General features: G+C 34.3%; 12 protein-coding genes. 5 read left to right on the top strand and 7 right to left on the bottom strand.

Annotation, left to right across the window (positions count from 1 at the left end):
• Positions 1-6 precede the first annotated feature (6 nt).
• From mutL to HGK31_RS07060, 5 genes are all read right to left on the bottom strand, one after another.
• A complete protein-coding gene (mutL, locus tag HGK31_RS07040; RefSeq protein ID WP_191859109.1) occupies positions 7-1860 on the bottom strand; it encodes a DNA mismatch repair endonuclease MutL in 1854 nt (617 codons plus the stop codon).
• Positions 1860-2144, bottom strand: coding sequence for a riboflavin synthase subunit beta (locus HGK31_RS07045; protein WP_191859110.1), 285 nt, complete (start codon positions 2142-2144; stop codon positions 1860-1862). Before HGK31_RS07045 ends, mutL begins: the two co-directional genes overlap by 1 nt.
• Before the next feature lie 7 nt (positions 2145-2151).
• Positions 2152-2358, bottom strand: coding sequence for a hypothetical protein (locus HGK31_RS07050; RefSeq protein WP_104734240.1), 207 nt, complete (start codon positions 2356-2358; stop codon positions 2152-2154).
• Between the two features lie 122 nt (positions 2359-2480).
• Complete coding sequence (gene ribH / locus HGK31_RS07055) at positions 2481-2966, bottom strand: 6,7-dimethyl-8-ribityllumazine synthase (RefSeq protein ID WP_191859111.1); 486 nt, start codon at positions 2964-2966, stop codon at positions 2481-2483.
• Positions 2967-2990: 24 nt separating this feature from the next.
• A complete protein-coding gene (locus tag HGK31_RS07060) occupies positions 2991-3764 on the bottom strand; it encodes a tetratricopeptide repeat protein (RefSeq protein WP_191859112.1) in 774 nt (257 codons plus the stop codon).
• Between the two features lie 132 nt (positions 3765-3896).
• Here HGK31_RS07060 and recF point away from each other — a divergent pair, with 132 nt between their 5' ends.
• The 3 genes from recF to HGK31_RS07075 are packed head-to-tail and all read left to right on the top strand — an operon-like array spanning position 3897 to position 5721.
• Positions 3897-4976, top strand: a complete 1080-nt coding sequence (gene recF / locus HGK31_RS07065) for a DNA replication/repair protein RecF (protein ID WP_191859113.1) — start codon at positions 3897-3899, stop codon at positions 4974-4976.
• Positions 4957-5397 carry a hypothetical protein gene (locus HGK31_RS07070; protein WP_191859114.1) on the top strand — a complete coding sequence of 147 codons (441 nt, stop codon included), beginning with the start codon at positions 4957-4959 and terminating at the stop codon, positions 5395-5397. The genes recF and HGK31_RS07070 overlap by 20 nt, the downstream gene beginning before the upstream one ends.
• A 27-nt stretch (positions 5398-5424) precedes the next feature.
• Positions 5425-5721, top strand: coding sequence for a DUF721 domain-containing protein (locus HGK31_RS07075; RefSeq protein ID WP_104734245.1), 297 nt, complete (start codon positions 5425-5427; stop codon positions 5719-5721).
• Between the two features lie 145 nt (positions 5722-5866).
• On the opposite strand, the gene HGK31_RS07080 is transcribed toward HGK31_RS07075, so the two are convergent.
• Positions 5867-10828, bottom strand: coding sequence for a T9SS type A sorting domain-containing protein (locus HGK31_RS07080; protein WP_191859115.1), 4962 nt, complete (start codon positions 10826-10828; stop codon positions 5867-5869).
• A gap of 434 nt (positions 10829-11262) precedes the next feature.
• On the bottom strand, positions 11263-11682 hold the full coding sequence (locus tag HGK31_RS07085) for a nucleoside-diphosphate kinase (RefSeq protein WP_104734247.1): 420 nt from the start codon (positions 11680-11682) through the stop codon (positions 11263-11265).
• An 88-nt stretch (positions 11683-11770) separates the two neighbouring features.
• Here HGK31_RS07085 and HGK31_RS07090 point away from each other — a divergent pair, with 88 nt between their 5' ends.
• Positions 11771-12790: a DHH family phosphoesterase gene (locus HGK31_RS07090; protein WP_191859116.1), complete on the top strand. Its 1020-nt coding sequence runs from the start codon at positions 11771-11773 to the stop codon at positions 12788-12790.
• On the top strand, positions 12783-13322 hold the full coding sequence (gene gldI / locus HGK31_RS07095; protein WP_191859117.1) for a gliding motility-associated peptidyl-prolyl isomerase GldI: 540 nt from the start codon (positions 12783-12785) through the stop codon (positions 13320-13322). The genes HGK31_RS07090 and gldI overlap by 8 nt, the downstream gene beginning before the upstream one ends.
• Positions 13323-13343: the final 21 nt, after the last annotated feature.

Genomic DNA, 13343 nt, shown 5'->3' on the forward strand with positions numbered 1-13343 from the left:
TTTCGCTTATACAAATTTTCTATCTAACTCATCCATACTCAAGGTTATGAACGTAGGCTTATTAGCCGGTGAAATATTTGGTTCTTTACATCCAAACAAACTATTCACCAAGTGGTCTTGTTCTTTTGCTGTTAATGATTGCCCAATTTTAATAGCTAAACTTTTTGCCATGGATTTAGCCAATAAATCTGTAGCACTAAAATTACTTTCGGGAACTTCGTTTTGAATATCAGCAATTAATTGTTCAAAAATCAAAGACACTTCACTAGCTGGAACATTAATTGGCACACCCGTTATTTCAATTACGTCTTTGGTGAAATTAGAAAAAACAAACCCTGTATGCTCTAAATCGTCTCTAACGTCTTTTATTATTTCAACCTCTTCTGGAGAAAAATGTGCTTCAACAGGAAACAACAATTGTTGGCTAACACTTTCTTTGATTGTAATTTGCTTTAAAAAATCTTCATACAATACACGTTGGTGCGCACGATGTTGATTAATCATTAACATCCCAGATTTTATATTACTAATAATGTACTTATTGTGCAGTTGATAGGTGTTTTGAATGGCTTCAGCATCCTTGTCATCACTAAACATATCGCCTGTTTGTTCTTCACTTTCAAACTGCAATTCACTAAAATCATTTGGGGACTTGGTACCTTTTGATTCCAAACCAACATATAAACTCTCCCAACTGGCAACAGGTTCTTTTCTGAATGCGGTTTTTACGGCAGACCTCATTGTTTTTTCTTCTTTAAATGGATTGAAAGTGCTATCAACTTCTACGGTTGGAAACGACGCATTTTTATCTTTATAATTATAAGGCGTATCTAGATTTGAATCTCTATCAAAATCTAAAACAGGTGCAATACTAAACTGCCCTAAACTGTGTTTTACTGATGCTCTTAAAATAGCATAAAGTGTTTGCTCATCATCAAACTTGATCTCTGTCTTTGTTGGATGAATGTTGATATCTATAGTTTGTGGATTAACTTCTAAATTTAAAAAGTAACTGGCATGTGTACCATCTTTCAATAAACCTTCAAAAGCAGCATTGATAGCATGGTTTAAATAAGCACTTTTTATAAATCGTTGATTTACAAAGAAAAATTGCTCACCTCTTGTTTTTTTAGCATACTCTGGTTTACCCACAAATCCTGACACTTTGAGAATTTCGGTTTCTTCATTCACAGGAACCAATTTCTCATTGGTCTTGCTTCCAAAAATATTGACAATACGTTGTCTGTAATTACTCTCTGGTAAGTTGAAAACCTCACTCCCATTATGATACATCACAAACTCAATATTGGGATGAGCTAAAGCTACACGATGAAACTCATCAATAATATGTCTTAACTCAACAGGATTTGACTTTAAAAAATTACGTCTAGCTGGAATGTTGAAGAATAAATTTTTAACAGCAATTGATGTTCCTTTTGGTGTTACTATCACTTCTTGAGATGTCACTTCACTACCTTCAATGACTATTTGTGTGCCAACATCATCATGTTCTTGCTTTGATTTCAATTCTACATGTGCAATGGCTGCAATACTTGCCAATGCCTCACCACGAAATCCTTTGGTATGCAATTGGAACAGATCGTCAGCTGATCGTATTTTGGATGTAGCGTGTCTCTCAAAACTCAAGCGCGCATCTGTAACGCTCATACCCACACCATTATCTATAACCTGAACCAATGTTTTACCAGCGTCTTTAATTAATAATTTTATGATAGTAGCATTTGCGTCAATAGCATTTTCAAGTAATTCTTTTACTACTGAAGCTGGTCTTTGCACCACTTCTCCAGCTGCTATTTGATTGGCTACATGGTCAGGAAGTAACTGTATGATATCTGCCATTAGCTTTTAGAAAAGAAAATTGACAAATCAAAACCAATTATAAACAGGAAAATGAGAACTAATATGGAAACAATAATTAAAACACGTTTATCGGCATTTTTATCGGCATTATTTCGATAATCGTCCCATGCCGAAATAAATTTCGTTTTCAGACCTTTATTACTTCCAACCGTTGTTCTAAAATCATCAAACTTATGTTTTATTTCATACGGATTTCCTTCACCTTTGTAGTGTCTTGGCGTATAGCTGAATTTTTTATTTTTTCTTGTCTTAAAAACACCCATAATTTACTTATTCATATTGACTTAAAACATACATAATTATCAGTACTGTAATCAAAAACAAGACCAAAAAAAGCGGTGAGCTTAAAAAACTCTTTTTTCTTGACCTAGAGTGCTTTAAGTTTTGCCATTCTGTCTTAATATTGGCATTATTATCTTTAGCCGCATCATCTTGAAATCTCGGTTTGTAATTAAAATTTCTATTTGATTTTGCCAAAGCACCTACTGTTAAGAGATAAATTCAAAAATACAGAATTTACACAGAAATACTAAAGTAATAGTCCCAAAAATTGTTAACAAGTAGAAGTTAAAGCGCTATTGAACTTTAAGTTTTCAAGTTTAGCTTATCGTATTCAAATGAGCCATTTTAATAGCAGCAATGGCAGCCTCTGTACCTTTATTACCGTGTTTACCGCCTGAACGATCAATGGCTTGCTGCATAGTATTATCAGTAAGCACACAGAATATAACAGGTGTATTATGAAGTATATTTAAATCTTTGATACCTTGTGAAACGGCATCACAAACAAAATCAAAATGCTTTGTTTCTCCTTGAATCACGCTACCTATAGCAATCACAGCATCAACCTGTTGTTCTTGCATTTTCTTACAACCAAAAATTAATTCGTAACTGCCAGGCACGTTCCAACGCAGGATATTTTCCTGACCTACTTGATTTTCAATTAATGTGTTGTAGACGCCATTGTAAAGGCCTTCGGTAATGGTATCATTCCATTCTGAAACAACAATCCCAAACCGAAAATTTTTCGCGTTTGGGATTGTTGTTTTATCGTAATCAGATAAATTTTTATTTTCTGTTGCCATAGTACTTTATGAGTATTTGGCCAATTATTTATTGGCTAATGCTCTTGTTTTACCTATAAAAACATCAATATTGGCAGCCTCTGATGACTCTGGATAATTCTCCTTAATACTTTCAAAGTGCTTCAAAGCTTTATCAGTCTTACCTAATTCCATAGCAACGATACCTGCTTTATACAAATATAATGGTGTTGTGAAATCATTGCTACGCATACTAGCAGCCTCTTCATAATAGCCTAATGCATCCTCTTCTTGATTCAGTTGAACGAAAGCATCACCAATTCCGCCTTTTGCCATTGGTGCCAAAATTTCATCTTCTCCAGAAAACTCACTTAAATAGGTTACAGCATTTTTATAATCTTTCATATTTAAATAAGCCATTCCTGCATAGTAATTAGCCATATCAGCAGCCTTTGAGCCACTATATTCTGAAGCAATATCTAACATGCCATACTTTCCTTCACCACCATTTAATGCTAAATTAAAAAGCGAATCTTTTGCAGTGGTTGAAGTAACTGCTTGGTCATAGTACTTTTGAGCTTGGAACATATCATTCATAGCCTCACTTTGTTTAGGCTTCGCTATAAATTCATTGTAACCAAGATATCCCAAAACTACGGCTGCGACAACTCCGATAATAACAAAAATATACTTTTGATTTGCTATTACCCAATCTTCGGTTTTTGATGCCGTTTCATCAAGTGTATTAAATACTTCAGCTGTTGTTGAGTTATCCTCAATATTGTGCTCCTTTTCTTCTTTCGTCTTTGGTTTATATCCTCTCTTCTTGTACGTTGCCATATATTGTAAATTAATGCGCCGCAAAAATATAATTTTTCTTTAGATTTAAAAGGGTATTTATTTGTTATTTTTCAATAATTTGCACATCCTTTAGCGAAAAAAACACAAAAATTATTAATACGTCGCTTTTTTATGATTCTAAAGTCATTAGCCTTACTCAATTATAAAAATTTTGAAAATCGTTCGTTTGATTTTAATGAAAAAATCAACTGTTTTGTTGGAAATAATGGCGTGGGTAAAACAAATGTATTAGATGCCATTTATCACTTATCATTTGGGAAAAGTTATTTTAATCCTATCGCTATTCAAAATATCAAGCATGATGAATCTTTTTTTGTTATCAATGGTGAATATGATAAAAATGATGCTACTGAAAAAATAGTTGTCAGCTTAAAAAAAGGACAGAAAAAAGTAATTAAACGCAATGCCAAAGCCTATGAGCGTTTTAGTGATCATATAGGTTTTTTGCCATTGGTCATTATTTCACCAGCCGACCGTGATTTGATTATTGAAGGTAGTGCAACACGCAGAAAGTTTATTGATAGTGTTATTTCGCAGAGTGACAAAGCTTATTTAGAAACACTCATTAAATACAACAAGGTATTGGCACAACGCAATTCATTACTAAAATATTTTGCGCTAAACAATACGTTCAACAATGATACATTGCTCATTTATAATGAACAACTAAATCAATTTGGTCACGATATCCATAAGAAACGGACTCGTTTTTTAGAGATTTTCATACCCATATTTAAAAATCGTTATAAAGCCATAAGCAATGGCAATGAATTAGTAAATTTACTTTATGAAAGTGATTTAACTGATAAAAATTTAGGACAACTACTAGCAGAAGTTATCAATAAGGATAAAGCACTGCAATACACAAGCGTTGGTATTCACAAAGATGATCTACTCTTTAACATTGATAATCATCCCATTAAAAAATTTGGTAGCCAAGGCCAGCAAAAGTCTTTCTTAATTGCTCTAAAACTGGCACAGTTTGATTTTATAAAAGCACAAAGTGGTGTAAACCCTATTTTATTATTGGATGATATTTTTGATAAATTAGATGAACAGCGTGTTTCACAAATAATCAAATTAGTAGATGATGAAAACTTTGGTCAGTTATTTATTAGTGATACACATGCTGATAGAACGGAAGCTGCTATAAAACAAGTACATCAATCTTATGAAATATTCAAACTATAAATTCGCCTTAACGCTATTAACTTTTTTGCTATTATTAGATTGCAAGCCTGATACAACTGATTATCTAAATCATCTTGAGGGCTACTGGGAAATAGAATCCGTTATTTTAAATAATGGTGAGCAAATAGATTATAGGTTTAGCAATACCATTGATTTTATTTCAATCAACGATAGCCTTAATGGTATAAGAAAAAAATTAAAACCTAATTTTAGTGGTACATTTGAAACTTCAAAAAACTCTGAAAGTTTTACTATAAAATTTGAAAATGACAGTTTAAATATGTACTATGAAACACCATTTGATAATTGGAAGGAAACAGTTTTAAAAGCAACCGAAACACAACTAACAATTATCAATGCGAATAATGTGATTTATAACTATAAACGTTACGAACCCATAAATTTAAACAACCTAAATTAAAGAATCCTGCTTTCGCAGGAAATGTTCATGGCAAAACGACACACAGAATACCGAAATATAGCTGATGCTTTAAAAGAGTTTGTTGAAACCAATAAACTGGATAAAGGTTTAGATGCAGTTAACGTACAAGATGCTTGGAAAAACATGATGGGTAATGGTGTTAATAATTACACAACTAATATTCAATTAAAAGGTGATGTGTTATATGTACAATTAAGCTCAAGCGTGTTACGCGAAGAATTAAGCTATGGGAATCAAAAAATCATAAGTATGCTCAATGAAAGTCTAGGAAAAGAGCTTATTAAAAAACTAGTTTTAAGGTAGTTTATAACAATTTTTTGGTATGACTTTATCATGGATATCCTGAATTAAGTTTACGCTAAAAAAACACATACTCCACAGCGTTTATAACAATAAAAAAACCACCAGTTTCCTGGTGGTTTTCTTTTATTTAATATTACTTAAACAATTAGTTATTAATAATTAATCGTTTAGTAGATACGTTGTCTTGAGACTGTACGCGAACAAAATACATACCGTAAGGTACATTATTAAGCTCTATTTGTAATTTAGGATCTTGTAAATTTTGAACCGTTCTGTTTAAAACAACATTGCCTCTCAAGTCAATTACCTGAACGTTAATATCATTATTAACAAAATCTTTTAAGTCTAAATTTACTTGACCTCTAGAAGGGTTTGGATATAAACTCCACTCCAAATCTGGGTTTGCTTGACGAGATCCATTACAAGTCACATCAAAATCCCAAGGGTCATAAGATGAACTAGACTGACATGAAACAGAACCATCTGAATCAAAATACATATACAAGTAACCACTGTTAGCTGTAAATGACTGACCAGTTAAATCAGCATTACCAACTATACCATCATTAGGTTCATGTAATAATATACCACCATTATCAAAACCATCATAAATATATAAATCATCCCAAGCATTACCAGAAAAAGAAGACTCTTCTATCTCACCTGAATTGAAAAATAAAGTTAATGGAGAACCATCAGATGATTGGTAAGCCCACTCAGTAATTTCATTGCTACCATAGCAATAAGTTACATTTACAGGTACTCCACAAGTCACTACATCTCCTCCTGGAGGAAGAACAACAGGTTCAGAAAGACAGATATCAAATGTTCCATTTCCACTATCAAACCAAACTGCTAAAGTATATTCTGTTCCAGCAGTCAAACCATTAACAGTTTGAGTTCCTGATAAGTTATTAGAACAAAATAGTTGAGTCCCGCTACATGTATCATAGACTTGGAAACCTGGGTTTCCAGATTGAGTTCCATTAATGGTGCTCAATTCAACCACACCAGATGCTGGCGCAACAAACGTGTACCAAGTATCAATATTTCCAAATAAATCACAACCAGTAACTGTTGTTCCTCCACTATCAGTTGCAGTTCCATGATCTGCAGAATATGTTATATCACATGTTCCATCAGTATTTACTGTTAAAGCAACAGCACCTGAACAATCATTATTTACTGGTGGTGGTGGTGGTGTTCCTACACAAATATCAAACGTAGTATATTGTATAGTCGAAGACCATCCGTAAACACGAACGACATAAGTGTCACCTGGTGTTAAACCTGACAAATTCAACGTATTTGGATCACTATCGTCAACGAATACTAGAGATTCACATCCACTATCGGCATTATAAACGCCCATACCCATATCCGTACTAGTAGAAGTTCCACCTCCAACATTTACAACATTGCTTAAAGATATTCTATGAAGACTTGACGTAGCCACAAAGCTAAACCAAACATCTGTATTAGGTGTACCTGTTACATCATCTGGCTGTGGTGAAGGCGTTGAATCTATATTATTGCCTGCAAATACAACACCACAATTAAGGTCTGCATTAACGGTCAATGCTATAGCACCATCACAATCATCATTTGGTAATGGATCTTCAATAGTTGTAAAACTCGATGTGATATCACAATTACCTGAACCATTAACATTGAATGGTACTAAAGATATACTATACTCACTCTCATAATCTAATTCTGTAGTAACAGTATAGGATAAACCATAAACATCTTCATTAACAACTTCTGTTCCTCCAATACTAATTACTAGATTATAATAATCTACAACTCCTGTTGCAGAAGACCATGAAATTGTTGGCGTAAGTGACACTCCTGTTTCCCCATTAGCTGGAGCAGTAATACTAGCATCACAGAAAGGTAGTAACTCATCACATAATGGAGTACCACAAGCTCCTATAGAATCGCCATGAGCTAAATGAGATGCAACCGCATTTTCATTAACACAAATGGTTGTACCATTATGGCATATTTCAACTTTATTACTATTACCACGATCACAATCAGCATCTATAGAATAAACAAACCATTCTTGAATTGAAGAACAACCATATTCATCAGTCATAGTAACTGAATATTGTTGTGTGCCATCTGCAGCATCCACGGTAATGGACTGACTTGTAGCGCCTGTATTCCAAGAATAAGTTACATCGCCATCTGTCCCAAGCAGATTACCACTTAAAACAGCTTGCGAGTAATCATCAGTGTATCCACCATATAATGTTAAACATTCAGCTGTGGTGCTTTCAGTATAACAAACACAATCAACACTTATTGTAAAGTCACCTTTTTGCTCACCAAAACCTGTCACATAGATGTAATATAGTTGACCATCAACAGCATTAAATTGAACTTCAGAAGTACCGCCTGAACAACCATCACCATCATCATTACCATCTACACAAGTTAAGTCTTCACAACCTGAACCAGTAAGGATAATAATTTTTGTATCAAAATTAGCAGAGTCACAAGTAGAAACTACTAAATCACCTCCTTGACCTATAACTGTATACCATACACCTGGTCCAGCCACACCTGTATCACATACAGAGTCTGGTGCATCTCTATCCGTAGATAGTTCAGTTGAACCTGGAACATCAGTCGAACCACAACTTAAAGCTGTTGGTGAATCACATGTATCATTAACAGCTGCATTTTGACAAGTAATATTCATTTGAAAATCACCTGTTGCTCCACTAAAGCCACTTACCCATATATAATAAGTTTGGCTAGAATCTGCAAAGAAATCCACTTCTGCACCCCTTTCAGGAAAAGCACCACATGTTGGACCATCATCATTTCCTGTTAAACACTCTAAAGCTCCGCAAGAACCAGTATAAACATTCAATTTTGTATCAAAATTAGAACCACACATTGTAATATTTACAAACTGATCGTTTCCAATAAATTCATAAAACACACCTGGTGATGATGCCGATGTTCCGCAAGTTCCCACAGGACCAGCTGTAGAACCATTAGCTCCAGAATTGTTACCAATAACTAAAGTATCTGCACATGATATTTGCTCCGCTGTAGAGCATGGATCTGGTTGGCAAGAGATTTCTAAATTAAAATCACCTACCGCTCCAAAGAAACCTGATACAAAAATTAAATAATCAGTACCAGATTCAGATAAGAATCTTACAGAAGAATCATCGCTAAAATCTCCATTTTCACCTATAACACACGTTAATCCATCACAACCTCCAGTATAAACTGAAATGACTGCATCATAATTAACACCTTCTAAATCTAAATCTACAACTTCACCAGTACCCGTAAACGCATACCATACGCCTGGAGAGTTAGTTGGTGCATCTGAATCACAAAAAGGCACTCCTGTGTTAGTTGCTAAATAAGTATCACCAGAAACCGTGTCACCACATACAATAGTTTCAGCATCTTCACAGTTATCATTGTCTGGTGGTGAAGGTGGATCTTGACATGTAAGTGTAATATCAAAAGTTGTATCAGGTGAAGAACTAATCCAGCTACCAACTCTTACATAATAAATCATATTTTCATCTGAAACGAAATCAACAACTGATGGGTTAGAAAAACCATCATCACCTATCGTACAACTTCCTAATGTAAAGTTATTACAATTGGCGTCAACAACTTCATAAACTTCAACTTGTAATTCTTCATCTCCAGTAGCATTAACCGTTAGATTAAGACCATAACCTGTGCCTTCAACCAAATACCAAACATCATTACCAATAGTACCAAAACAAGAAGTAGAACTTCCTCCTGTAGCTAAAATAGTTGATTGATCAACTAAAGTTTCACCGCAATTTAATTCTGTAGCATCGGCGCATAAATCGTTTGCTGGAATGCTAGGTGGTGGTGGTGGTGCTATACCATCACAAAGAACATCCATTACAAATACACCTTGAGAAGAACTTCCAAAACCACCTACATATATATAGTAATCTGTATTAGGTTGTGCATCGAAAGAAAATTCAGATCTCCAACCATTAATACCGCAGGAATCATCGTCACTACCAACACAATCTAAAGCAACTCCTTCATAAACATGAACTTCAGTATCATAATCATCAGAAGCACATAAATCTAAAGTTACACCAGTACCATCCGAATAATCTCCCGTAACATTCAATACATACCAAACTCCATTTGGATTTGTAGCACCATTACATGAAGGTCCTTGTTGATGTCCTGGAATAGATGAAGTACCTGAAGTATCTTCAGAATATTGATCACCACATGACGCTGGATAAGCCGTTGCAGCTGATAAGCCATCACCAGTTGGTGCTTGACAATTAGCAGAAGTCAACTCTATAGTATAAGCACCTGAAGCAGTAGCTCCTCCTGTTACATATAGATAATAGGTATCCCCTCCAGCAGCAAAGAACGATGCCGAACCAGTTCCTTGTCCAATAACACCACCTTGACATTGTATTGCACCGCATGAACCAGAATATACATGTACTCTAGGTGCAAAACCACCACTTCCCGTGACAGAAATTACATTATTGGCATTATCTCCAGTCATCACATACCAAACGCCATTTCCTGCAGAAGCACCGCCTCCACAATTAATAAATCCAGCATTAGAAAATCCTGCCGTACTACCGGCAATTGGACCATCATTACAGTCTATTTCAACAGCGTTTGAGCAATCATTACTACCTTGTCTAGCATAATATGCAGGAACACTTTCAGGATTCTTGATTGCATCTAATTCAGCCTGGATTTGAATATCAGATAGGCCTTTCTGACGTAACTTAATTTCTTCTTTTTGAAGTATTCTTTCTGCTTCAGTTGAAACTGATTGAGTACTTAATGATACTTGTTGAACAGCTTGTTTCTGGAACACCATAGGTTGATCAAGTTCTACTTTGTTACCATATTTGGCATCCAAATAAGCTTGATTTCTAGCTTCTTTTTCTGTTAATTGCTGTTGCCTGTTACTTTGTGCAAAAATCAATGCAGGGAGTAACAATAACGCAAAAAACAAAGTTGCTTTAGAATAGAGTAAACCTCTAAAACTACAACAACTTTCTTGATTTTTAAGTCGATTACGCGACTCCAAGTTAGTTTTTCTCATAATTGTTAAAAATTGGTTAAAAATTAATTATGCAGGTTCATTATAAACCCATGATTATTACCACAAAAATCATTTGTAATATTTAGGCTTAAAATGTAGATCTGGAATATATTATTGATTTGAAGATTATTACAATCTCAAAACTGTATTTTAACTGTCAATAAATCAAATAAATAATATATGTGTTATGGTTCTAATAGCAAAAACCATTTCTAAAAATAGAAAAATTGTTAAAAAAAGTGTTAAAGAAATATAGAAAATAGATGAGTGTCATGTTTTTATAGATTATCGTCACAAAAATGCAATTTTATAGGATGAACGTAACCAAAAGAAACAGTTTATAATTTTAGTTTTGAGGATTAAAACACTGAAATTCAGACACAAAAAAACCCGCACAAATTGTACAGGTTTTTATGCTAATATTTATGTTTGTTTTAGAACATATCACGCCCTGAAAAATGAAAAGCACCTTCAATGGCAGCGTTCTCATCACTATCACTTCCATGTACCGCATTTTCACCAATTGAGGCAGCATACAACTTACGGATAGTTCCCTCGGCAGCTTCTGCTGGATTAGTAGCACCTATTAAGGTTCTAAAATCTTCTACTGCATTTTCTTTCTCTAAAATTGCAGCAACAATTGGTCCACGTGTCATGTATTCCACCAATTCACCAAAAAATGGTCGCTCTTTATGAATTGCGTAAAATTCTTTAGCGTCAGCAGTTGTCATTTGCGTTAACTTCATTGCGACGATTCTGAATCCTGAAGCGTTAATTTTTTCTAGTATTGCGCCAATGTGTCCTTTTTCAACAGCATCTGGCTTAAGCATTGTAAATGTTCTATTTGTTGCCATTTTCTTGTTTTAATTTGGCTGCAAAAGTAAGACTTTTAAATAAAAAACCCATACAATTCATTATTAAAAAATTGTATATTCGTTGCCTATGACAAATGACGATTTAAAAGCAATTAAGCAACTTTTACAATCACCAAAAAAAATAGTGATTGTGCCACATAAAAATCCTGATGGTGACGCCTTGGGCTCTACTCTGGCCTTACAGCTTTATTTGGAATTGAAGATGCACCGTTGTACTATTATTGCTCCTAATGATTATCCAGACTTTCTGAAATGGTTACCCAATGAATCGGAAATATTAAAGTATGATTCTGATTTTAAATCTTGTGATACCTTAATTAAAGAAGCTGACATCATTTTTACGCTAGATTTTAATGCTCTAAATAGGGTTGGCGATATGGAAACTGCTCTGTCGAACAGTTCAGCGATAAAAATCATGATAGACCACCATCAACAACCTGATGATTATGCCACTTATACCTATTCTGATAGTAAAATGAGTTCTACCTGTGAAATGGTTTATCATTTTATAGATATGTTGGGTGACAAAAATATTATTGATACACATATAGCTACCTGTCTTTATACAGGTATTATGACAGACACCGGTTCTTTTAGATTTCCATCAACTACAAGTGATACGCTTCGAGTTGTGGCCTTTTTAATGGATTGTGGTGCTGATCATTCTGAAATACACAATCAAATTTTCGACACAAATAGTTATGAGCGTTTACAGCTATTAGGAAAAGCATTGTCAAATTTGAAGGTTATCCCAGAATCAAAAACAGCTTATATTTCCTTATCTCAAGAAGAATTAAATGCGTTCAATTTTAAAAAAGGAGATACCGAAGGTTTTGTAAATTATGCCCTTTCATTAAAGGATATTATTTTTGCCGCCATATTCATTGAGGATAAACAACAGGATATTGTAAAAATATCATTCCGTTCAAAAGGCGACTTCTCCGTGAATGAATTTGCACGAGCACATTTTAATGGTGGTGGACATACCAATGCTGCTGGTGGTAAAAGCGATTTCAATTTACAAGATACTATTGATAAATTTATTAGTATCTTACCGGCTTATAAAAATGCCCTAAATAATGAATAAATTTTTATACATATTAGTTTTTTCGTTGCTTCTTTCAGCCTGCAAGTCTCCAGAAGCAAGACGACCTATATCTGCTTCAACTGGCTCATTTATTGATCAATCAGTAGAACGTAATATTAAGCTGAATGAACGCGAAACAGCACGATTTGAAAAGCTTATGTCTAATAACCCAGAGATTGATTATATAGCGTCTGAAAGTGGTTTTTGGTATTATTTCAATGACAAAGCAGCAGATTCATTAAACACTCCAAAGTTTGGTGATTTAGTAAACTTTGACTACAATGTCAAAGCCATAGATGGTTCAGTAATTTACTCGAAAGAAACCTTACAAACACAAAATTATGTTATGGACAAACAAGAACTATTTACTGGCTTGCGTGAAGGTTTAAAACTAATGCGCCCAGGTGAGACAGCTACTTTTTTATTCCCTTCCCAAAAAGCTTATGGCTATTATGGAGACGAGAATAAAATTGGAACCAGCATGCCTCTCATATGTGAGGTTACTGTCCATAATATTAAAGATATACAATAAGTACCAATCACAATACAAACA

Origin of the sequence: Hanstruepera ponticola (genome assembly GCF_012931685.1) — a bacterium.
Classification (GTDB): Bacteria; Bacteroidota; Bacteroidia; order Flavobacteriales; family Flavobacteriaceae; genus Hanstruepera; species Hanstruepera ponticola.

Excerpts from the sequence above, each read along its gene's own strand:
- mutL (WP_191859109.1), bottom strand. The coding sequence starts at position 1,860 with ATGGCAGATATCATACAGTTACTTCCTGACCATGTAGCCAATCAAATA.
- HGK31_RS07045 (WP_191859110.1), bottom strand. The coding sequence starts at position 2,144 with ATGGGTGTTTTTAAGACAAGAAAAAATAAAAAATTCAGCTATACGCCA.
- ribH (WP_191859111.1), bottom strand. The coding sequence starts at position 2,966 with ATGGCAACAGAAAATAAAAATTTATCTGATTACGATAAAACAACAATC.
- HGK31_RS07060 (WP_191859112.1), bottom strand. The coding sequence starts at position 3,764 with ATGGCAACGTACAAGAAGAGAGGATATAAACCAAAGACGAAAGAAGAA.
- recF (WP_191859113.1), top strand. The coding sequence starts at position 3,897 with ATGATTCTAAAGTCATTAGCCTTACTCAATTATAAAAATTTTGAAAAT.
- HGK31_RS07070 (WP_191859114.1), top strand. The coding sequence starts at position 4,957 with ATGAAATATTCAAACTATAAATTCGCCTTAACGCTATTAACTTTTTTG.
- HGK31_RS07075 (WP_104734245.1), top strand. The coding sequence starts at position 5,425 with ATGGCAAAACGACACACAGAATACCGAAATATAGCTGATGCTTTAAAA.
- HGK31_RS07080 (WP_191859115.1), bottom strand. The coding sequence starts at position 10,828 with ATGAGAAAAACTAACTTGGAGTCGCGTAATCGACTTAAAAATCAAGAA.
- HGK31_RS07085 (WP_104734247.1), bottom strand. The coding sequence starts at position 11,682 with ATGGCAACAAATAGAACATTTACAATGCTTAAGCCAGATGCTGTTGAA.
- HGK31_RS07090 (WP_191859116.1), top strand. The coding sequence starts at position 11,771 with ATGACAAATGACGATTTAAAAGCAATTAAGCAACTTTTACAATCACCA.
- gldI (WP_191859117.1), top strand. The coding sequence starts at position 12,783 with ATGAATAAATTTTTATACATATTAGTTTTTTCGTTGCTTCTTTCAGCC.